The sequence below is a fragment of the Vreelandella venusta genome, assembly GCF_044809155.1.
Classification (GTDB): Bacteria; Pseudomonadota; Gammaproteobacteria; order Pseudomonadales; family Halomonadaceae; genus Vreelandella; species Vreelandella venusta_B.
In genome coordinates this window covers 1,650,605-1,671,014 of the sequence record NZ_CP085241.1, presented here as the reverse complement: position 1 = coordinate 1,671,014, position 20,410 = coordinate 1,650,605, and the positions used below count along the sequence as shown (strand labels likewise).

General features: G+C 51.5%; 20 protein-coding genes. 17 read left to right on the top strand and 3 right to left on the bottom strand.

What is annotated here, in order from left to right; genetic code table 11:
- Positions 1-239: 239 nt before the first annotated feature.
- The 4 genes from LG301_RS07920 to LG301_RS07905 all read left to right on the top strand — a co-directional run bounded on the left by LG301_RS07920 (position 240) and on the right by LG301_RS07905 (position 4,421).
- Positions 240-1,481, top strand: a complete 1,242-nt coding sequence (locus LG301_RS07920) for an FAD-binding oxidoreductase (RefSeq protein WP_263068749.1) — start codon at positions 240-242, stop codon at positions 1,479-1,481.
- A 121-nt stretch (positions 1,482-1,602) separates the two neighbouring features.
- Positions 1,603-1,812: a hypothetical protein gene (locus LG301_RS07915; RefSeq protein ID WP_404474910.1), complete on the top strand. Its 210-nt coding sequence runs from the start codon at positions 1,603-1,605 to the stop codon at positions 1,810-1,812.
- 204 nt (positions 1,813-2,016) lie between these two features.
- Entirely contained in the window at positions 2,017-3,606 is a 1,590-nt protein-coding gene (locus LG301_RS07910; RefSeq protein WP_404474908.1) for a peptide chain release factor 3, read from the top strand.
- A 17-nt stretch (positions 3,607-3,623) separates the two neighbouring features.
- Positions 3,624-4,421 carry a TatD family hydrolase gene (locus LG301_RS07905; protein ID WP_404474906.1) on the top strand — a complete coding sequence of 266 codons (798 nt, stop codon included), beginning with the start codon at positions 3,624-3,626 and terminating at the stop codon, positions 4,419-4,421.
- A gap of 3 nt (positions 4,422-4,424) precedes the next feature.
- Here the strand turns inward: LG301_RS07905 and LG301_RS07900 are convergent, their stop codons facing one another.
- A complete protein-coding gene (locus LG301_RS07900; RefSeq protein WP_404474904.1) occupies positions 4,425-5,378 on the bottom strand; it encodes a YgfZ/GcvT domain-containing protein in 954 nt (317 codons plus the stop codon).
- A gap of 189 nt (positions 5,379-5,567) precedes the next feature.
- Here LG301_RS07900 and LG301_RS07895 point away from each other — a divergent pair, with 189 nt between their 5' ends.
- From LG301_RS07895 to LG301_RS07865, 7 genes are all read left to right on the top strand, one after another.
- Complete coding sequence (locus LG301_RS07895) at positions 5,568-5,765, top strand: hypothetical protein (protein ID WP_404474902.1); 198 nt, start codon at positions 5,568-5,570, stop codon at positions 5,763-5,765.
- Positions 5,765-6,172: an OsmC family protein gene (locus LG301_RS07890; protein WP_404474900.1), complete on the top strand. Its 408-nt coding sequence runs from the start codon at positions 5,765-5,767 to the stop codon at positions 6,170-6,172. Before LG301_RS07895 ends, LG301_RS07890 begins: the two co-directional genes overlap by 1 nt.
- A 38-nt stretch (positions 6,173-6,210) precedes the next feature.
- Positions 6,211-8,235, top strand: coding sequence for an excinuclease ABC subunit UvrB (uvrB, locus tag LG301_RS07885; protein WP_404474898.1), 2,025 nt, complete (start codon positions 6,211-6,213; stop codon positions 8,233-8,235).
- A gap of 3 nt (positions 8,236-8,238) precedes the next feature.
- On the top strand, positions 8,239-9,063 hold the full coding sequence (gene nei / locus LG301_RS07880; protein WP_404474896.1) for an endonuclease VIII: 825 nt from the start codon (positions 8,239-8,241) through the stop codon (positions 9,061-9,063).
- Positions 9,064-9,242: 179 nt separating this feature from the next.
- Entirely contained in the window at positions 9,243-10,748 is a 1,506-nt protein-coding gene (locus tag LG301_RS07875; RefSeq protein ID WP_404474894.1) for a fumarate hydratase, read from the top strand.
- 120 nt (positions 10,749-10,868) lie between these two features.
- Positions 10,869-12,287 (top strand): cardiolipin synthase, encoded by a 1,419-nt coding sequence (cls, locus tag LG301_RS07870; RefSeq protein WP_404474892.1) that lies wholly within the window; start codon positions 10,869-10,871, stop codon positions 12,285-12,287.
- Between the two features lie 51 nt (positions 12,288-12,338).
- Positions 12,339-13,256, top strand: a complete 918-nt coding sequence (locus LG301_RS07865; protein ID WP_404474890.1) for a LysR substrate-binding domain-containing protein — start codon at positions 12,339-12,341, stop codon at positions 13,254-13,256.
- Positions 13,257-13,288: 32 nt separating this feature from the next.
- Here LG301_RS07865 and LG301_RS07860 read toward each other — a convergent pair whose 3' ends face one another.
- On the bottom strand, positions 13,289-14,383 hold the full coding sequence (locus LG301_RS07860) for a bifunctional nicotinamide-nucleotide adenylyltransferase/Nudix hydroxylase (RefSeq protein ID WP_404474888.1): 1,095 nt from the start codon (positions 14,381-14,383) through the stop codon (positions 13,289-13,291).
- A gap of 165 nt (positions 14,384-14,548) precedes the next feature.
- On the opposite strand from LG301_RS07860, the gene LG301_RS07855 reads away from it, so the two are divergent.
- Together LG301_RS07855 and LG301_RS07850 are read left to right on the top strand one after the other, a co-directional pair.
- Entirely contained in the window at positions 14,549-15,448 is a 900-nt protein-coding gene (locus LG301_RS07855) for a YihY/virulence factor BrkB family protein (RefSeq protein ID WP_404474886.1), read from the top strand.
- A 13-nt stretch (positions 15,449-15,461) separates the two neighbouring features.
- Positions 15,462-15,737 (top strand): acylphosphatase, encoded by a 276-nt coding sequence (locus LG301_RS07850; protein ID WP_404475207.1) that lies wholly within the window; start codon positions 15,462-15,464, stop codon positions 15,735-15,737.
- Between the two features lie 8 nt (positions 15,738-15,745).
- On the opposite strand, the gene LG301_RS07845 is transcribed toward LG301_RS07850, so the two are convergent.
- A complete protein-coding gene (locus tag LG301_RS07845; RefSeq protein ID WP_404474885.1) occupies positions 15,746-16,696 on the bottom strand; it encodes a D-2-hydroxyacid dehydrogenase in 951 nt (316 codons plus the stop codon).
- Positions 16,697-16,901: 205 nt separating this feature from the next.
- Between LG301_RS07845 and LG301_RS07840 the strand changes: the two genes are divergently transcribed.
- The 4 genes from LG301_RS07840 (at position 16,902) to ruvA (ending at position 20,372) form a co-directional block, all read left to right on the top strand.
- Positions 16,902-17,186 (top strand): FmdB family zinc ribbon protein, encoded by a 285-nt coding sequence (locus LG301_RS07840; RefSeq protein ID WP_404474883.1) that lies wholly within the window; start codon positions 16,902-16,904, stop codon positions 17,184-17,186.
- A 66-nt stretch (positions 17,187-17,252) separates the two neighbouring features.
- Positions 17,253-19,031 carry an aspartate--tRNA ligase gene (aspS, locus tag LG301_RS07835; RefSeq protein ID WP_404474881.1) on the top strand — a complete coding sequence of 593 codons (1,779 nt, stop codon included), beginning with the start codon at positions 17,253-17,255 and terminating at the stop codon, positions 19,029-19,031.
- A 108-nt stretch (positions 19,032-19,139) separates the two neighbouring features.
- Positions 19,140-19,694, top strand: coding sequence for a crossover junction endodeoxyribonuclease RuvC (gene ruvC, locus LG301_RS07830; protein WP_404474879.1), 555 nt, complete (start codon positions 19,140-19,142; stop codon positions 19,692-19,694).
- 69 nt (positions 19,695-19,763) lie between these two features.
- Entirely contained in the window at positions 19,764-20,372 is a 609-nt protein-coding gene (gene ruvA / locus LG301_RS07825; RefSeq protein ID WP_404474877.1) for a Holliday junction branch migration protein RuvA, read from the top strand.
- Positions 20,373-20,410 lie beyond the last annotated feature (38 nt).

The following is a 20,410-nucleotide window of genomic DNA, read 5'->3' as shown; positions in this document are numbered from 1 at the left end:
TGGACGCGTTAGCGGGTGCTTATAAGCAAGTGCTCATAATGATTAAGCAATTGCCGTGCCGTATTTAGTTAACTCATCTTTATTTGTGTTTTTTACGGTATTAATAACTAAAAAAATCAGTAAAAACAGTTTTTAAAACTGTATAAAAGCCAGATAAATGGTGATATTTTTCAATCAGTTGGGTTTTGTGACATTCACTGGCAAAAGCTATTTAATAACGTTCGCAGGAGTGCATCAGAATGGCGCGTCAAACGGTGGTTTTAGGGGCAGGCATGGTAGGTGTCAGCATTGCGTGGCATTTACAGCAACGTGGTCATCAGGTGACATTAGTTGATCGCTGCCAGCCTGGCCGCGAAACCTCCTTTGGTAACGCGGGTATTATCCAGCGGGAAGCCGTTAGACCTTATCCTTTTCCAAGGGATATGAAGACCATTCTCAGCGTATTGCCCAATAACCGTGTGGATATTCGCTATCGCCCGGCAGGTATGATTAATGCGGCATCGCCTCTGCTGAGTTATTGGCACCACTCTTCCTCGCGTCTGTATAAAAAGATTATTCCTGAGTGGGCCTCACTGATTCAGCTTTGCCTAGAGACGCATGGGCCGATGATTGAAGCCGCAGGTGCAGAGCATTTAGTGCGCCGTGAAGGCTGGCTGGAAATTTATCGCACGCCAGCAAAGCTTGCGCAGCGAGTAAAAGAGGCTGAAGAAGCACGCTCTCTATACGGTGTGCAGTTTGCGGTGCTGGATCGAGCGGCCCTCACGGAAAAAGAGCCGGATTTAAGCAGTGATATTATCGGAGCGATTCACTGGCTCGACCCATGGACAGTGGCTGATCCAGGCGGTTTGGTAGCTGCATACGCTGCTTCGTTTGTTGAGCAAGGCGGACGAGTGCTTCAAACCGATATTAATAGCTTCCAGCAACAGGGAGATGGTTGGACAATCGATACCGCTGCTGAGCAATTAGAAGCAGATGAGGTAGTAGTAGCGCTCGGGCCTTGGGCAGGAGAGTGGCTGAAGAAATTGGGCTATCACTTCCCGACGTTTGTTAAGCGTGGTTACCATATGCACTATGCAACCCAGCCGGATGCTAAGTTGCACTACTGGTTGATGGACGCTGAGGTGGGTTATTTGCTGGCGCCAATGAATGCTGGCATCAGGCTTACAACAGGCGCCGAGCTGGATCGCCTTGAGTCACCGGCCCATGAACAACAGCTGGGTGCTGCCGAAAAAGTGGCACGCACTGTTTTCCCTCTTGGCGAGCGTCGTGATGCTGCAGCGTGGAAGGGAGCACGACCATGCTTACCGGACATGAAGCCCGTCATTGGCCCAGCGCCACGCCACCCTGGATTATGGTTAGCATTTGGTCACGGCCACCAAGGGTTTACCCTAGGGCCAGCGACGGGGCAGTTGCTGGCCGATATGATGGAAGGCAAATCAACCGCTATCGATATGGCCCCATTTAGAGCAGAGCGTTTTTAATTCGATCTGCTTGATGCTGTCTGCATACCAAAATAGCTGAATCTAGATAATGAGAAAGTTGGTGTGGGGAGTGTGGTTTTGCTACGCTGGTTGTATGCATTTTTGAAATGTGAGGTGAAGTATGGACGTATCAGCAAGTAGTGCAGTCAGCACCGCGCTTTATATGAACCAGGCGCAGACCGCTGAGCAAGCCCAAATGCAGGTTTTTAGACAAGCGCTTGAAGATCAGTCTGATCAAGTGACTGAAGTCTTAGCATCGGCCGACACCAGTGCTCAGCCAGATCTAGCAAAAGAAGGAAGCTTGGGCACTAACGTCAACACCTTCGCGTAAGCCCCTGCCGCTTGAAGTTCAGTCTGACAAGTATACAAACGCCGGTTATCCGGCGTTTTTTTTGCTTTATTTTTACCTGAGCATTGCGATGGAGATGTCTCCTGGTATGCCGATATCGCCTAGTTGCGTTACCATATGCACACTTAAGCGCCGCTGCTGCGCGCGCTCCCTAGGATTGAATTGCATCATCTTTCAGAGAGTCTAATGTCTGACGCTAACATAGCGCGCGAAGCTGAACTGCGCCGTACCTTTGCTATCATTTCACACCCTGACGCGGGTAAAACAACTATCACCGAAAAGCTGCTGCTGTTTGGGAACGCTATCCAGATGGCTGGTTCGGTAAAAAGCAAGCGCAATGATCGCCATGCCACTTCCGACTGGATGAAAATGGAGCAGGAGCGGGGCATTTCGGTGACGACCTCTGTAATGCAGTTCCCTTATGGTGGGCGGATTGTCAACTTACTGGATACGCCAGGGCACGAAGACTTCTCCGAAGATACTTACCGTACGCTGACAGCCGTTGATTCAGCACTCATGGTGATTGATGGGGCGAAAGGGGTTGAGGATCGCACCATTAAACTTATGGAAGTATGTCGCCTGCGTACCACGCCTATTCTGACCTTTATTAACAAAATGGATCGCGATATCCGCGACCCAATCGAAGTCATGGATGAAGTGGAGACGGTGTTGAACATCCAGTGTGCGCCCATGACGTGGCCGATCGGCATGGGGCGGCATTTCAAAGGGGTATATCACCTTTATAACGATGTTATCCATCTCTATACCCAGGGGCAGGGGAGCCGTATTCCTGATGATAAGCGCATTGAGGGATTAGATAATCCAGAAGTAGACGCCGTGTTGGGTGAGGAGCAGGCAGAAGAGCTTCGTATGGAGGTTGAGCTGGTGCGCGGGGCGTCGCATGAGTTTGATCTTGATGCCTATCGCCGCGGCGAGCTATCGCCGGTCTATTTCGGTACCGCGATGGGGAACTTTGGTGTGCGTGAAATGCTAGACGGCTTTGTAGAACATGCGCCGGCTCCGCAGCCTCGTGAAACCAATACCCGTGAAGTGACCGCCCATGATGATCGTTTCACCGGGTTCGTATTTAAAATTCAAGCCAATATGGACCCGAACCACCGGGATCGGATTGCCTTTTTGCGTGTCTGTTCCGGCAAGTACGAAAAGAACATGAAGATGCGCCACGTGCGTATCGGTAAAGATGTAAAAATCGCTGATGCACTGACGTTTATGGCCTCTGACCGTTCCCAAGTGGAAGAGGCGTGGCCAGGCGATATTATCGGCCTGCATAATCACGGCACTATCCAGATTGGCGATACGTTCACCGTAGGCGAAGATATGCGCTTTACCGGCATTCCACACTTTGCCCCTGAGCTGTTTAAGCGTGTACGTTTGAAAGATCCTCTCAAAATGAAAGCACTCCAGAAAGGCCTTCAGCAGCTTTCTGAAGAGGGGGCGACCCAGGTCTTTATGCCGATAGATAATAATGACCTAATCCTTGGTGCGGTAGGTACGCTGCAGTTTGATGTGGTCGCCCACCGCCTTAAAGAGGAGTACAAGGTCGACTGTCTGTATGAGGGCGTTAACGTGCAAACCGCTCGCTGGATATATTGTGAAGATGCCAAGATGCTTGAAGAGTTTAAGCGTAAAGCTAGCAGCAACCTTGCCATTGATGGCGGCGGCTACCTGACCTACATTGCACCCACGCGGGTGAACCTACAGATGACTCAGGAGCGCTGGCCAGATATTCGTTTCCAGCCCACTCGCGAGCATTAATACGTGTAGGAGTTAGCGTGCTGATAGACGCCCACTGCCACTTGGATGCTGTAGAGTTTGATACGGATCGTGATAGCGTGTTTTCCGCAGCTCAAGCAGTGGGCGTTGGCCATTTTATAGTGCCTGGAACGCGTCGCGCGCGTTGGCACAATGTGCTCGCCCTGGCTGAGCGTGATGAAGTCAGTATCTGCTTAGGACTTCACCCCTACTTTGTTGCGCAGCATCAATTAAGTGATCTCGGTGCGCTAGAAACGTTAGTGAACCAGCAGCTTTCAGGTGCCAGCTCTGCTCGCCCCATGGCTATTGGTGAATGCGGTATTGATGGGCGTTTTCCGGAGAGCCTGAGTGAGCAGTGGCGCTACTTCGATGAGCAGCTACGCATTGCTAAACGCTGCAAGTTGCCTGTTGTCGTGCATTGTGTGAAAGCCAACGATACGGTGAGTAAGCGGCTTCGCCAGCTCTGCTTGCCTGAAGCTGGGCTTATCCATGCGTTTGCCGGTTCCTATGAGCAGGCGGTTAGGCTTTTAGATCTTGGCTATGTATTAGGAGTAGGCGGCGCTGTTACTTACGAGCGTGCTCAGCGTTTACGTCGCGTGGTAGCGAAGCTGCCTGATGATGGCTTTGTACTGGAAACAGATAGCCCTGATATGCCGTTAAACGGTTATCAAGGCCAGCGAAACGAGCCTGCGCGGTTAGCTCAGGTGGCACAAGAGGTAGCCAAGCTGCGTGGCCAGCGCTTAAGTACCGTTGCGTCACTCAGTAGTGCCAATGCCGCGCGGGTATTTAAGCTACCCCACGTTGACAGTAGGCGTTGACGTTCAGGCAAGCTGCGCCGCCACTTGTTCAGGGTCTAGGCGCTCTATAGGGTAGGGCAATGTATGCAATGTAATAGGCAGTTGATGCCAATAGACCGCTAGCATCTCATCCATCACTTTCGTATTCATCACGGCCAAAAACTCAACCTGTTGGTCGTTATTAAACGCGCTACTGACCACTTCGCCCAGCGACTTTCCGCTCTCGTCAACGATGGACTCCCCAATGTCAGGTAACGTACTGGCATCAACACTGGCGTGAACCAAGCGCTTTTTGACTTGACCGCGAAAGTGCGCACGAGCGACAACCTCTTGGCCTGTATAGCACCCCTTTTTAAAGCTAATACCAGCCAATGCTTCCCAGTTCAGCATTTGGGGTAGAAAGTGATCCTGCTGTGCATCGGTAAGCCATGCAAGTCCGCTACGAATATCGGCCAGCAGCCATTCGTTGCGCAAGGTCTCATCGTTGCTAACTAGGCTAGTTGCAGGGTCTTCCTCCAACATGAACAACCAGCGAGGGCTGCCGGGCATCTTCAGAGCCGTTCCTTTGTCGCTGGTAGCATGCGTATAAGGTTGCTCAGGTAGGGTGAGGTTAAGTTGTTCCGCCAACGCGTCTGCGCACTGGCTGGCGCCTACAAAGGTGAGTGTCGGCACCCGTGTCAGCTCGGCTTTGTAAAAGGCGGCGAACTTTTTCAGGTGGTTGGCGAGTGTTTCCGCCAGCGAGGCATTGAGCACTAATCGGAAATGATCGCTGCCAAGCCGCAATAACTGGCCGTTAGCCAGCATTCGTCCTTTAGGAGTGCAGAAGCAGGTGAGCGGTGCAAATATGCCGTTCGCCAGACTCACCTGCGCGCTCGTTTGGCCTTGTAAAAATGTCTCCGCATCGGCCCCTTTGATATCAAGCGCGGCATACTGGGTTAAGTGTACGGCGCTAGAGAGCTGCGTGTTGGCGATGGCCATAGTCACTCCTGGGCGTGTCAGTGAGATGTGTTTGTAAATAGCTGTATGGGTCAAAGTGTGGGCATGATAGGCAGATTGCAAGGCCATGGGAGCATGCTAGACTCTTTAACCTGTATCAGGTTTGCATAGATAATCGTCTGTATACTGTAGCGTTAACAACACTGGCAATCGTTGAGCAAAGGATGCGGCATGGCATTTCAATCATTAAGTTTTCAGGGTGTCACGACTACTGAACAGGTTAATAAAATTACCACAGCGCTAATGATGCTCGATAGCGTGGAGAGCGTTGAGGTAGGCCGCCATGGAGCAGAAGTGGAGGGACGCGCTAAACGTGAAGCTCTCATCAACGCTATCGAAAAACTTAACCTAGGGGTCAAGGTATCGTAATGCATAAGCCCATCACTATTATTAGCGAGCGCAATCACGTTTTTCGTCAACGGGTTGAGGTTGATGGGCTTGAGGCGTTGTATGCGGATGTGCCCCCGGTTGTTGGGGGGGATGGTAGCGCCCCCGACCCGCATGATTACTTCGATATTGCGCTAGGGACGTGTAAAGCCATTACCGTACAAATGTACGCCAAACGGAAAGAGTGGCCGTTAGAAGGGATTACCGTGAAGGTTCAGCGCGACGATAGCCAAGAAAGGAAAGGCGTCTATAAGCTTGCTGTCACACTAACACTTCATGGAATTGAAGACCCCGAGCAGCGCGCTAAGCTTGAGGAGATCAGTCATCGTTGCCCTATTCAGCGGTTGATGACCCAGTCAACAGTAGAAATTGCAACGCATACTGAATAGCGCGGCCTATTCGGCGATCCACCTCATAAGGAGTGACGATGAGCAAGGCGTTTAGGCTTCAGTCAAAGTTTAAGCCTGCCGGTGACCAGCCAACGGCAATTAGGAGTTTAATCAGTGGCCTGGAGTCGGGGCTTGCTCATCAAACCTTGCTGGGGGTAACCGGTTCAGGTAAGACATTTACCATGGCGAATATTGTGCAGCAGCTGCAGCGGCCCACCATTGTTATGGCGCCAAATAAAACGCTTGCTGCCCAGCTTTATGGTGAGTTCAAATCATTTTTTCCAGACAATGCGGTTGAGTATTTTGTCTCTTACTACGACTACTACCAACCTGAAGCATACGTTCCCTCTTCAGACACATTTATCGAGAAAGATGCGTCTATTAATGACCACATTGAGCAGATGCGCCTTTCAGCGACAAAAGCACTCCTTGAGCGCCGAGATGCGCTAATCGTCGTGTCGGTTTCAGCTATCTATGGGTTAGGTGATCCTGACCAGTACCTGAAGATGCGCCTGCATTTCACCCGTGGTGAATTAATTGATCAGCGGGCCTTTCTACGTCGTTTAGCCGAATTGCAATACACCCGTAACGATATGGATTTTCGTCGGGGAACTTACCGGGTGCGCGGTGATGTCATTGATATATTTCCCGCAGACTCCGATGAAGAGGCGGTGCGCGTCGAGTTATTCGACAGCGAAATTGATACCATCCGCCTCTTTGATCCGTTGACAGGCGCTGTCCGTGGCGAGGTGCCACGTATGACTATTTACCCCAAATCGCACTACGTCACACCTCGGGAAACTATTTTGGGTGCTATTGATGCGATTAAGGGGGAGTTGAAAGAGCGACTGGAGTGGCTGCGTAAGCACGAGCGGCTAGTGGAAGCACAACGTCTTGAGCAGCGCACGTTGTACGATATTGAGATGATGCTCGAATTGGGGTACTGCAACGGTATTGAGAACTACTCGCGCTACCTTTCTGGACGTGCACCAGGCGACCCGCCACCGACCTTTTTTGATTATCTGCCTGATGACGCACTACTGTTCATTGATGAGTCCCACGTTAGCGTGCCCCAAGTGGGGGGGATGTATAAGGGCGACCGCTCTCGTAAAGAGACGTTAGTGGAGTATGGTTTCCGGCTGCCCTCCGCGTTGGATAACCGGCCAATGAAGTTTGAGGAGTGGGAGGCGATCAGCCCACAGACAATTTTTGTTTCCGCTACGCCGGGGAAGTATGAAGCAGAGCACGCCAGCCAAATCGTTGAGCAGGTGGTACGGCCAACCGGGCTGTTAGACCCTGAAATAGAAGTTCGCCCCGCTAGCACGCAAGTTGATGACCTGCTTTCTGAAATAGGCTTGCGCACCGCCGTTGGCGAGCGCGTACTGGTAACGACCTTAACGAAGCGGATGTCTGAAGACCTCACCGAATACCTGGATGAACACGGTATTCGAGTGCGCTATCTGCACTCCGATATTGACACGGTTGAGCGGGTCGAGATTATCCGTGATCTACGACTGGGTAAGTTTGATGTGTTAGTGGGGATTAACCTGCTTCGCGAAGGGCTAGATATCCCTGAAGTGTCGCTGGTCGCTATTCTCGATGCGGATAAAGAGGGCTTTTTACGCGCCGAACGTTCGCTCATTCAAACCATTGGCCGTGCAGCGCGTAACGCCAACGGTAAGGCGATACTCTATGGCGATAGAATCACCGACTCGATGCGCAAAGCGATGGATGAAACCGATCGCCGCCGCGCTAAGCAGGTTGAACACAATCAAAAACATGGCATTACGCCTACGACGGTCACACGTTCAGTCGCTGATATTCTTGAGGCTGCCCAAGCGCCGGGCAAGAAAAACAGCCGTCGCCGTGGATCAGAACGCAAAGTGGCGGAAAGTGCTGCTGAGTACGATGTTGCCACGATGAGCAAACAAGACTTGCTGGGCGCTATTAGTAAGCTTGAGGATGCCATGTTTGAAGCAGCGCAAAACCTTGAGTTCGAAGAAGCGGCGCGGCTTCGCGATCAACTACATCAAATGAAAGAAAAGCAGCTGGCGCTAGGATAACCCATGCCTGAAGGTCCAGAGATTCGCCGCGCAGCGGACCGTATCGAAAAGCAAATCGGCGGTAAGGTGCTAGACGACGCGTGGTTTGCATTTCCCGAACTGTCCAGTCAAGCAAGCACGTTTATCGGCGTTAAAGTCTCGTCAGTCGACACCTGGGGTAAAGCCATGCTGATTCGGTTTGCCGATCAGCGGGTGCTTTACTCGCACAATCAGCTGTATGGCGTATGGAAGCTGCATGCCGAAGATAAACCGCCAAACACGTCACGTTCATTACGTGTTCGGCTGGTGGCAGAAGGGCGTGCCGCCAGTTTATACAGCGCTTCTGATGTATCGCTCTGGGATGAGTCAACGCTGGCGCGTCACCCTTTTTTAGCTCGCCTAGGCCCTGATTTGCTCAGTCAACATGTAAATGCTGATGATGTGAAGCAGCGACTGTTAATGCCTGCCTTTATACGTAGAAGTCTTGGAGCACTGCTTTTAGATCAGGGCCTTGTCGCGGGGCTAGGCAATTACTTGCGCTCAGAGATTCTGTTTTTCTCCCAGCTACACCCTAAGCAGCGCCCCTGTGATCTTACGGACGAGCAGTTACGCGTGCTTTCATCGCATATTGTTGAGATAACGCGTACCGCATACCGAATGGCCGGGGTCACCAATCAAGCCGCTTGGATTGAGCAAGCCATTGCAGCGGGTGAGCCGCGCCGCCAATGGCGATTCAGCGTGTTTGAGCGTGCCGGACTCTCCTGTCATCGCTGCGGCAATGTAATCGAGCGCATGATGGTGGGATCTCGGCGTCTGTACTGGTGTCGGCAGTGTCAACCTGCTCTTTAATGTACTTTATACCGTTATCTTCTATTATTTAACTGCAGTTCTCCGACCAAAGCGCTAAAGGTTGAGCCAGACTTACAAGATGCACTGGCTACCGCGTAGGTCTCAATACGGTATACTTGTTACACACTAGACGGCCGCAAAGGCTGCAGCCAAGACGATAACCGAGGAGCTGTTAATCCATGACCGTGATTCGCCAGGATGACGTGATTCAAAGCGTTGCCGATGCTCTGCAGTACATCTCTTATTACCACCCGAAAGACTTCATCGACGCGATGGCCGACGCCTACGAGCGTGAAGATAACCCCGCGGCAAAAGACGCGATTGCACAGATTCTGATCAACTCACGCATGTGCGCCACCGGTCACCGTCCAATTTGCCAGGATACCGGCATCGTGACCGTGTTCGTCCATGTGGGCATGAACGTTACGTGGGACGCTGAGCTGAGCCTCGATGATATGATCAATGAAGGTGTGCGCCGCGCTTACCAGCTGCCAGATAATGTACTGCGTGCCTCGGTCCTGGCCGACCCTGACGGCAAGCGCCAAAACACCAAGGACAACACGCCTGCCATTATTCACCACAAAATTGTGCCGGGTGACAAAGTAGACATCCATGTGGCGGCGAAGGGCGGTGGTAGCGAGGCGAAATCGAAGTTCGCCATGCTTAATCCCTCCGATAGCGTAGTAGATTGGGTGATGGAGCAGCTTCCCAAAATGGGCGCAGGCTGGTGCCCGCCAGGGATGCTGGGCATTGGCATTGGCGGTACCGCTGAAAAAGCGATGGAAATTGCTAAAGAAGCACTGCTGGACCCCATCGACATCCAAGAACTGCAGGCCCGCGGTGCTAGCAACCGTGCTGAAGAGCTGCGCCTTGAACTGTTTGATAAGGTTAATAAAAGCGGTATTGGTGCCCAAGGTTTGGGTGGCCTAACCACCGTATTGGATATTAAAGTCAAAGATTACCCGACCCATGCTGCCAATAAGCCGGTGGCGATCATTCCTAACTGCGCGGCCACCCGCCATGCACATTTCACGCTGGATGGTTCTGGTCCGGTAGCGCTGCCCGCGCCGAAGCTGGAAGACTGGCCAGAGATTACTCGTGAAGCAGGAGATAACGTCAAGCGTGTCAATCTAGATACCGTCACCCCTGAAGAAGTAAAAACCTGGCAGCCCGGCGATACCCTGTTGCTAAACGGTAAACTGTTGACAGGCCGTGACGCGGCCCACAAGCGCATGGTGGATATGATCGCCAAGGGTGAGCCGCTGCCGGTGGATATGAAAGGGCGATTTATTTACTACGTTGGCCCAGTTGACCCGGTTGGTGATGAAGTAGTGGGTCCAGCAGGCCCCACAACGGCCACGCGGATGGATAAATTCACCCGCACGATGCTGGAAGAGACAGGTCTATTAGGGATGGTAGGCAAGGCGGAGCGAGGCCAAGCCGCTGTTGATGCGATTCGCGATAACCAAGCAGTGTATCTCATGGCGGTGGGCGGCTCTGCGTATTTGGTCGCTCAGGCGATCAAAAAGTCACGCGTGGTTGGCTTTGAAGACCTGGGAATGGAAGCCATCTACGAATTTGAAGTGGAGGATATGCCGGTTACCGTTGCAGTAGACAGCCTAGGAACCTCCGTTCATCAAACTGGGCCGGCCAAGTGGAAGGAAATTATTGCTCAGTCAGCCTAATCTTTTGGTAGCCTAGTCAGAAGTACGCGAGATGAAGAAGCCCCGTCATGCACGGGGCTTTTGTGCATTGGAAGTGAACGGACAAGTAAGGAATCCCTACCGGATGACGAGGAACAGTCAATGACCTCATGGTTATTAGGGGCAGGTATTATGCTGATACACCTCTTAGGAATTGTATCAGCCATCATGGCTTTGATGTCGAGCCGTACATCACAAGGCGCGGTGGCGTGGATTATTTCGCTGCTCACCTTTCCTTACGTTGCATTACCTGCGTACTGGTTTTTCGGACGCCCGCGATTTTACGGCTATGTTTCGGCAAGAGGCGCTCGTGACAACGTCTTAAGGCGAGTTCTAGCGCGTTATCGCAACAACGTGAAACCACACGTTGCATTGCCCAAAAATGCTGATATTCAAGCAGTGGAGCAACTCGCAATGATGCCCTTAACCAAGGGTAATAGTGCAGAGCTGCTGATTGATGGAGAAGCGACCTTCGACAGCCTTTTCGCAGGTATCGACCAAGCGAAAGACTACTTACTGCTTCAGTTTTTTATTGTTCGAGATGATGCGTTAGGGCGTCGCTTACAGCACCATTTAATTCAAGCTGCTCAGCGTGGCGTTCGGGTTTATTTTCTCTATGACGAAGTTGGCAGCCGAAAACTGAATCAAGGCTACTTTAGAGATCTCAGCAAAGAAGGAATTGCCGTAAAAGCTTTCCGATCTTCACGCGGTTTCAAACACCGTTTTCAGCTCAATTTTCGTAATCACCGCAAAATCATGGTGACCGATGGCAAGAAGGGCTGGGTCGGTGGTTTTAACGTTGGTGTTGAGTATTTGGGGCAGGATTCTCGTCATGGGCCATGGCGTGATACCCATTTAGCATTGCAAGGGCCCAGCGTATTAGGTTTACAAGAAGCTTTTTGGGAAGATTGGCATTGGGCAACCAATGAAGTCATCACGCTTAACTGGCATGCTGAAACACATCCGCAAGAAGATCACCAAGTCGTTATTGTCCCATCAGGGCCTGCGGACAAACAGGACACAGCCAGCCTGTTAATTCAGCAGTTGATTCACAGTGCTAATGAACGGTTGTGGGTTACGAGCCCGTATTTTGTGCCGGACCAAGGGGTGCAAGACGCACTTCGTTTAGCAGCCATGCGGGGGCTTGATGTTCGGGTAATGATCCCCGAACGTCCGGATCATTTGCTGGTATTTTTATCCGCCTTCTCATTTCTACCTGACATGTTAAGAGCGGGCGTAAAAATATACCGTTATCTTCCTGGGTTTTTACACCAAAAAGTAATGCTGATAGATGGAGAAGCCGCGTCTATTGGCACAGTAAATTTAGACAACCGGTCGTTTAGGCTCAATTTTGAAATTACCGCTTTTATCCCAAGCGCCGTGTTCGCTAACAAAGTAAGTAAAATGCTGGAAGAAGATTTTACGAATTGCCGACGTGTGACAATGGATGAAATAAACCAACGCCCGATGTGGAAAAAAGTCATATCGCGGGCTGCTTATTTGACTGCGCCAATTCAGTGATCAACTGAGCACTACCAACAGCTGCGAACAGTTGGGTACAAGGAGTTTTGGGTGAATTTAGAGACAAAATGGCTAGAAGACTTCGTCGCTTTGGCGAATACGCGCAGCTTTTCTGCATCTGCAAAACAGCGTCATGTAACGCAACCTGCTTTTAGCCGTCGTATTCGGGCGCTGGAGCAAGCAATCGGCGTCACGTTGGTTGATCGTACCACTACGCCGATAGGTTTAACGTCGGAAGGGCAGCTTTTCTTAATTACTGCCCGAAACTTAGTCGAACAATTAAATGAGTCACTGGGGCATCTGCGTGGTTTATCTATTGCAAACGAGGCGCTGGATATCGTCGCTGCGCACTCGTTAGCGCTGAGTTTTTACCCTCCCTGGATATCACGGTTACAAAAAGGCTTGGGAGAGCTACCTACTCGTCTTGTAGCGATGAATGTAGGAGAGGCTATTCATGTGCTACGTGAAGGCAACTGTGATTTGATGCTGGCCTACTATGATCCATTTGCCACCATGCAGCTCGACGCAGAAGTTTTTCCCTCGTTTTCGATTGGCAAAGTGAAAATGTTGCCTGTCACTCTGCCCGACGAGAAGGGAGAACCGCTTTTTTCGCTACAGCGTGATAGTTCTATTCCTTACTTAGCTTATACGCAAGGCGCGTTTCTAGGCCGTAGCGTGCGCATGCTGCTAAAAAATGACCCGTTGCGTATGAAGCTGCGCACAGTTTATGAAACGGCAATGGCCGAAGGCTTAAAAGGCATGGTGTTGCAGGGCGTAGGTACTGCCTGGATTCCAGATTTTTGTATTCGTGAAGAATTAAAAAGTGGGCGCCTGGTAAGGGCGGGAGACGAAAGCTGGGATATTCCCCTCGAAATTCGTCTCTACCGCTGTTCATTAGTCCATAAGCCTGGTGTTGAGCGGTTATGGCGGCAAATGATGAAACTACCTCGGGATTTTCTACAGGCTTAGCTCAGCGGAATGGATACTTTACGTCACTTGATTTAAAAGCTACCAAAGTCAGCAGGCAGTCCAAGAAAGTTTTGGATAATGAAAAAGTGGTCTTCAAACAGGCTTTCAGGCTTTAAATCGGCTAACGCCACCCAGCGCGCATGGTCGCCGCCGCGCACGGGTTTAAGGCGAGGCAACTGCTGGTCAGGGCGCAGAGCAAAGTAAAACGCTTCAGCCAGTGTGCGTCCCCGCCAACTACGATGCGGCTCATCAAATAAACGCTGGCCACGCAGAGAGCCTTTTAAAACCGGCTCCGGCACTTTGAGGCGTAGCCGCTCGCGCAGCTCTCTCAAACAAGCATCTAGCAGCCGCTCATGGGGGTTGATAAACCCTCCCGGTAAAGCTAGCAAGCCTTTGCCGGGAGCCGCTGTCCGCCTGACCAATAAAACGTGGCCTGATTGCACAACCACTGCGTTGACAGTGACAAAAATAGGCGGGTAGGGCGCTTGTGCCCATGCTTGGCGATACTGATCCAATAATTGCTGTTCTTCTAACAGCTGGTGGTAGGCGTCGCCTTTGCAAAAGCTGCCCACACGCTTCACTACCCCAGGCGGCAAATCATGGTAAGCACCGGTGCTTAGATAATCATCGGTAGAACCTAGCGATCGAAAAAGGCGCTCGCGTATTTGACTCGCCGAAATACCTTCGACCAGCGGAACACTCACAGACTCCCACTGGGGGAAAAGCGATAAATAATAACTAGACTGCCCGCGACTCGCGCCGATTAATCCAATGCGGGGCAAGCGGGCATTAGCGGGCGCTGCCAAGTCACGAACTTTACGCTGCACATCTCTTACCCACACATCGTCATTATACAGCGCATCCAGCAGCGGCGTAATTTCCAGACGTTGGTTGTCGCTGTCATCAAACCCGGAGCGAATCATCGCCTGGCGTTCATCAAAGTGCCAAGGGTTGCGTAACGAGCGGGCCTGCCAAGCGGAGCCAACCAGCACAATCACTTGCCGAGCCTGCTTCAGCGCTTCACGAATAATCGCTAAATGCCCTAAATGGGGTGGCTGAAAACGCCCAATAAACACCAAACAATCAAAGTCGTAAGCCGAAGCAGGTTCAACAGCGTCCGAGTTCATAGCGCTCCCTTGATCGTTGGCAAATGTGGGCCATTATGGAGTGGGCTGGTAACCGGCGCAATGCGATCAGCCCTGCGTCTAACGCTAAGGTTAGGTATGCTGACTCTCTGGAAGAGGCGTTAGTGGTTGAAGAGACGCCCCATAAAGACATTTAAGGGAATGAATATGTTCAAACGCACGCTGATTTTTTGGTGGAATGTGGTGCAAGATGCGATCTCCTTATGGTTGGAGCGCAACGCCTTTAGTTACGCAGGATCGTTGGCGTTTTATACGCTATTTTCATTGGCGCCCACCGTTATTATCGCCGTTACCGTCATTGGGGTAGTACTAGGTGAAGACGCGGCGCAAGGGCAAATTGTGGCTCAATTACAGGGTGCATTAGGAACGGAAGCCGCCTTGGCGATTGAACAAGCCGTGGCGCAGTCGCGCATTGAAGAGTCTGGATTGCTACCCACATTGCTTGGGTTTGCCGCGCTACTGGTCGGGGCGACAACAGTCTTTGCCCAAATGCAGTTTTCGCTCAATACCATTTGGGGGGTAACGGCTAAACCCACCTCAAACAGCATGTTTATATTTATTAAAAACCGCCTGCTATCATTGACGGTGGTTCTCTCAATAGGCTTTATCCTGCTTGTTTCTCTGGTGCTAGGGGTCGTGGTTAGGGGGACGCTGCAAGCCACCGATCACCTCCTGCCTTATGCCAGCTTGTTCACTACCTCGTTAGAGTCATTAATCTCACTGGCGGTTGTAACACTCCTTTTTGCGACGATTTTTAAAGTGCTACCGGATGTGGTTTTACGTTGGCAAGACGTATTTATTGGGGCGGTCGTCACTGCTGTGCTATTTACAATAGGACGAAGCATTATCGCCGTGTATTTAGCCTACACAGCTACCGCATCAACCTATGGTGCCGCAGGTTCAGTGGTAATGATTTTGCTATGGGTCTATTACAGCTCATTAATACTGCTATTTGGCGCTGCGTTTACCCGTTCGCTATTATTGCGTCGTGGGCGTTCATTAATTCCGCGTAATAGCGCTGTACTGGTTAAACGTGAATTAGTGTAAAAAGGGGCGAATGATGACAGAACGATGTGTACGGGCGTATGTAACCGGAAAAGTGCAGGGCGTGTGGTATCGCAATAGTACCCAAGCTCAAGCACTAAAGCTGGGCATCACTGGCTATGCGAAGAACCTGCCAGATGGCCGTGTTGAAGTAGTCATGTGCGGGTCGGCCGATGCGGTGACCGCCCTTGGTGAATGGCTGTGGCAAGGCCCTGACGGAGCGCGGGTCACCCATGTAATGTTTGAGGTGTTGGATGACATCCACGCTCCCGATCATTTTTCGACGTATTAATGCGCTGCTTAATTAACGCCTTTTTGCCATGTTTTAATATTATCGGCTGTTAGGGCCACGATATTCTGACGGGCTTCAGGCGTTATCCATGCGTTGTGGGGCGTAACGATCAAATTTAGCGGCTCTGCGTTCGCTAACGCTTCTAAAAGCGCATGGCCGTCACGTGGAGGCTCTTCAGGCAACACGTCAACGGCCAAACCGCCAATGCGACCATTGCGAAGCGCTTCCAGAGCGACTTCTTCATCAATAATGCCGCCACGGGCACAATTAACGATTAAGAGAGAGGGCTTCGCAGCCGCTAAGCGGTCTTTATTGAGAAGGTGTTTGGTGGCCTCACTGAGCGGACAGTGCAAGCTGATTATATCCGCGCTAGGCAATAGGTCATCTAATGATGGCCGCTTATCATTAGCTTCGTTACCTGGCCGTGCAGCAAACGTCACTTGCATACCAAATGCTTCCGCTAAGCGGGCGACTTCTGAGCCAAGCTCACCTTGGCCGACCATAACGAGCTGCTTGCCCGCTAGCTGTAGCGTGGGGTGTTCCTGTAAACAAAAAAAGTCACTCTGCTGCCACTTGCCGTTTGCAATATCTGCTTGGTAGCGTGGTAGGCGATTCGCTAGGGTTAGCATAAGCATCAACGTATGCTGGGAAACACTGGCGGTTCCATAAGCAGTGACATTTTTAACCACTATGTTCTGCGCTTTAGCTGCCTCTAAGTCAATGTTGTTAAGTCCTGTAGCAAGAACACAGATAAGCCGTAATTTTGGCAGTTTTGCCAACGTATCTGCGTCCAATTTCACCTTATTTAGAATAGCAATTTCTGCTTCTGCAAGTCGGTTGAGTGCTTGCTCTGAAGTACTCTGTTCGTATACGTCAAGATGGCGAACAATGGAACGGATGGCGGTTAAATCAATATCAGGGCCTAGACTTTGGGCATCCAGCATGACCGCATGGGGCATTTTATTTTCTCCATTAACTGCCGATAGGCGCTGGGCCTTGCTCGGCAGGGGGCACAAAAGGGTATAATGTGTCGCTCTATCAACCGCAGTCTTGGAATTTATCCCGACAGGCCACATATTTACAGCCTGTTAACGTCATGTTTGCCAAAACGTTAGCCTGTGAAAACCTAGTCTATCGGAGTTGAGCTTTTCAGGAGTTATCAACATGCCCATCTATGAGTACGAGTGCAAGGCCTGCGGCCATCGCATGGAAAAATTACAGAAAATCAGTGCAGACCCGCTTAAAGAGTGTCCTGCCTGCCAACGCGACGGACTTGAACGCTTAGTGTCAGCGGCGGGTTTTCGCCTCGCAGGCGGCGGTTGGTACGAAACTGATTTTAAAACGGGTAGTAAGAAGAACCTGGCCGCTGATGGCCAAACGGCTTCTAGCGCAACGGGTTCTAAAAACGAACCTAGCAGCACACCCACGAAAAAAGGCGCCGCGGCTTAGCCGCGGCTGTCAAAGGCGTAACGCCCCGCGACAACCTCATTGCCACGAAACAGAACAGGATTAGACATGCGCAGCCATTATTGCGGCCAGCTTAACGAAACTTTGGTGGATCAAACGGTCACCGTATGTGGTTGGGTGCACCGTCGCCGTGATCACGGTGGGGTCATTTTTCTCGATATGCGCGATCGCGATGGCATCGCCCAGTTCGTTGTAGACCCTGATACTGCCGAGGCGTTTGCCCATGCCGACCGCGTTCGCAGCGAATACGTCCTGCGTATTACCGGGCGTGTACGGCTGCGCCCAGAAGGTACCCAAAACCCCAACATGCCCACGGGGATGATTGAGGTGCTGGCAAAAGAAGTTGAAGTGCTCAATACCGCTGCGACACCGCCTTTCCAGCTCGATGAACATGGCAAGGTAGGTGAAGAAGTGCGTCTTAAGCATCGCTATATTGACCTTCGCCGCCCAGACATGATCGAGAAACTGCGTCTGCGTTCGCGTATTTCGCATACCGTCCGCGCGTATCTTGAAAACCAAGGTTTCCTTGATATTGAAACCCCGGTGTTAACGCGTGCGACGCCAGAGGGCGCTCGCGATTACCTGGTTCCAAGCCGCACCCACGCGGGCAGCTTCTTTGCATTACCGCAGTCGCCGCAGCTGTTTAAGCAGCTGTTAATGGTGGCTGGGTTTGATCGCTATTATCAAATCGCTAAATGTTTCCGCGACGAAGACCTGCGTGCTGACCGTCAGCCTGAGTTTACTCAGATTGATATCGAGGCGTCTTTCGTCGAAGAAAACGACATCATGAACATCACAGAAGTCATGATTCGTCAGCTGTTCCAAGAAGTGCTAAGCGTGGAGTTGCCTGAGTTCCCACGTATGACATGGCAAGAAGCCATGGATCGCTTTGGTTCTGATAAGCCCGATCTGCGTATTCCCCTTGAATTAACCGATGTTGATGATCTTATGCAACAGGTTGACTTTAAGGTGTTCTCAGGCCCGGCCAGTGCTGAAGATGGTCGCGTAGCAGCACTTAAAGTACCTGGCGGCGCCAAGCTCTCCCGTAAAGAGATCGATGAGTACACGAAATTTGTCGGCATCTACGGTGCAAAAGGCCTTGCCTGGATTAAGGTCAACGAACGTGCCAAAGGCCTTGAAGGTCTGCAGTCGCCTATCGTTAAGTTTATGGAAAACGTGGTCGAAGAATTATTAGATCGCGTGGGCGCAGAGGATGGCGATATCATCTTCTTCGGTGCGGATAAGGCGCGCATCGTCAATGAAGCGATTGGTGCATTACGCGTCAAGCTGGGCGCTGATCTTGAGCTTTACACCCAGGCTTGGGCACCTCTATGGGTCGTTGACTTCCCGATGTTTGAAGCCGACGATAACGGTCGATTAAGCCCGCTTCACCACCCCTTCACAGCACCTTCCTGCACGCCGGAAGCGCTGAAAGCAGACCCTGCAAAAGCGCTGTCTCGTGCTTACGATATGGTGCTCAATGGCACTGAATTGGGTGGTGGTTCGATCCGTATCCACGACCAGGCCATGCAGAGCACTGTGTTTGAAATCCTAGGCATTGGCAAAGAAGAAGCGCAGGAGAAGTTTGGCTTCTTGCTGGATGCGCTTCAGTATGGCGCTCCGCCCCATGGTGGCTTAGCCTTTGGCTTGGATCGTCTAGTGATGCTGATGGCCGGTGCTAAGACGATTCGTGAAGTCATTGCCTTCCCGAAAACGCAAAGCGCGGGTTGCTTAATGACCGATGCGCCGGGCGAAGTTAGCCTCGACCAGTTAAAAGAGCTGAACATTCGGCTACGCCAAAAGGCCAAAGCGGACGCTGCTGAATAGTAGTCCGTTACGTTAAGCGTTATCTAACACCGACGTCCTGCGTCGGTGTTTTTGTTCGCACCGCTTTTATAAGTGATTTTTTATTGCCAGCATCGTTGAGCACGTAAAATGAAGGGAATCGAGCCAGCCACCATTATTAGGATTTTAGGTATTGATCCTGGTTCACGCATTACCGGCTATGGGGTAATAGACCTAGTGGGCGTTACGCCGCATTACGTCGCGAGCGGTTGTATTCGCACCGCAGAAGGAGCCTTAGAACAGCGTTTGGCGCAGATCTATGCAGGCATTGCTGAGGTTATCGGAGTGCATCGACCTAATGAAGTGGCCGTTGAGCGTGTTTTTATGGCTAAAAATGCCGATTCAGCGCTTAAGTTAGGGCAGGCCCGAGGCGCTGCGTTGGTGTGTATCGCCAACCACGGTTTGTGTATCGGCGAGTACGCTGCACGACAAATTAAACAGGCGGTTACCGGACAAGGTGGGGCAGATAAAAGCCAAGTTCAGCACATGGTAACTGCCATACTCAAACTTTCCGCCACGCCGCAAGCCGACGCAGCGGATGCGTTAGCCATTGCGCTCACCCATGCCTATGCAGGGAGTGGGCTGAGTACGACCAGCTCGCCACGAGGGCGCAGTCGCCGTTCCTCAGGGCGCTGGCGACTCTAACCACTACTGGTCATCTGTACAGAGTGGCTTTATAGTGATCATCTGTTTTTGAATGTTGCGAGTAACCTTATGATTGGTCGTTTGAGCGGTTCTCTGCTGGACAAACATCCCCCGTGGATTGTGATTGACGTTCACGGTGTGGGCTATGAGCTAGAGACCTCAATGAATACCCTAGTAGCGCTGCCCGCTCTTGGGGAGAGCGTTTCACTTTATACCCATCTCACTATCCGAGATGATGCCCATCTCCTTTACGGGTTTGCCCGAGAACATGAGCGCGCGCTGTTTCGTGCCCTGATCAAAGTTAATGGCGTTGGCCCTAAACTAGCGTTAGCTATCCTTTCCGGGATGGACGAAGATGCCTTCATGCAGTGCATTAGAGACGACGATAGCAAAGCGCTTACCAAGCTACCTGGGGTGGGCAAAAAAACCGCCGAGCGCTTGATTATCGAGATGCGTGACCGCTTCCCCGAATGGGAAAACGGCCGTCATGCACCTCTAGCGTTAGAGGCGACAAGCGGGCGTCCTGCCCCTCGTGATAGCTTTGCAGACGCAGAAGCGGCGTTGGTGAGCCTTGGCTATAAGCTGACCGAAGCGACTAAAATGTTGGCGGACATTAATCCTAACCAATCGACGGAAGCGCTGATCAAAGCGGCGCTAACGAACCGTATGAACGGATAACACTCCTTGCTCATTACCGGTAATACCACTGCGTGCAG

Coding starts and splice junctions, on each gene's coding strand:
- LG301_RS07920 (WP_263068749.1), top strand. CDS start 240: ATGGCGCGTCAAACGGTGGTTTTAGGGGCAGGCATGGTAGGTGTCAGC.
- LG301_RS07915 (WP_404474910.1), top strand. CDS start 1,603: ATGGACGTATCAGCAAGTAGTGCAGTCAGCACCGCGCTTTATATGAAC.
- LG301_RS07910 (WP_404474908.1), top strand. CDS start 2,017: ATGTCTGACGCTAACATAGCGCGCGAAGCTGAACTGCGCCGTACCTTT.
- LG301_RS07900 (WP_404474904.1), bottom strand. CDS start 5,378: ATGGCCATCGCCAACACGCAGCTCTCTAGCGCCGTACACTTAACCCAG.
- LG301_RS07895 (WP_404474902.1), top strand. CDS start 5,568: ATGGCATTTCAATCATTAAGTTTTCAGGGTGTCACGACTACTGAACAG.
- LG301_RS07890 (WP_404474900.1), top strand. CDS start 5,765: ATGCATAAGCCCATCACTATTATTAGCGAGCGCAATCACGTTTTTCGT.
- uvrB (WP_404474898.1), top strand. CDS start 6,211: ATGAGCAAGGCGTTTAGGCTTCAGTCAAAGTTTAAGCCTGCCGGTGAC.
- nei (WP_404474896.1), top strand. CDS start 8,239: ATGCCTGAAGGTCCAGAGATTCGCCGCGCAGCGGACCGTATCGAAAAG.
- LG301_RS07875 (WP_404474894.1), top strand. CDS start 9,243: ATGACCGTGATTCGCCAGGATGACGTGATTCAAAGCGTTGCCGATGCT.
- cls (WP_404474892.1), top strand. CDS start 10,869: ATGACCTCATGGTTATTAGGGGCAGGTATTATGCTGATACACCTCTTA.
- LG301_RS07860 (WP_404474888.1), bottom strand. CDS start 14,383: ATGAACTCGGACGCTGTTGAACCTGCTTCGGCTTACGACTTTGATTGT.
- LG301_RS07855 (WP_404474886.1), top strand. CDS start 14,549: ATGTTCAAACGCACGCTGATTTTTTGGTGGAATGTGGTGCAAGATGCG.
- LG301_RS07850 (WP_404475207.1), top strand. CDS start 15,462: ATGACAGAACGATGTGTACGGGCGTATGTAACCGGAAAAGTGCAGGGC.
- LG301_RS07845 (WP_404474885.1), bottom strand. CDS start 16,696: ATGCCCCATGCGGTCATGCTGGATGCCCAAAGTCTAGGCCCTGATATT.
- LG301_RS07840 (WP_404474883.1), top strand. CDS start 16,902: ATGCCCATCTATGAGTACGAGTGCAAGGCCTGCGGCCATCGCATGGAA.
- aspS (WP_404474881.1), top strand. CDS start 17,253: ATGCGCAGCCATTATTGCGGCCAGCTTAACGAAACTTTGGTGGATCAA.
- ruvC (WP_404474879.1), top strand. CDS start 19,140: ATGAAGGGAATCGAGCCAGCCACCATTATTAGGATTTTAGGTATTGAT.
- ruvA (WP_404474877.1), top strand. CDS start 19,764: ATGATTGGTCGTTTGAGCGGTTCTCTGCTGGACAAACATCCCCCGTGG.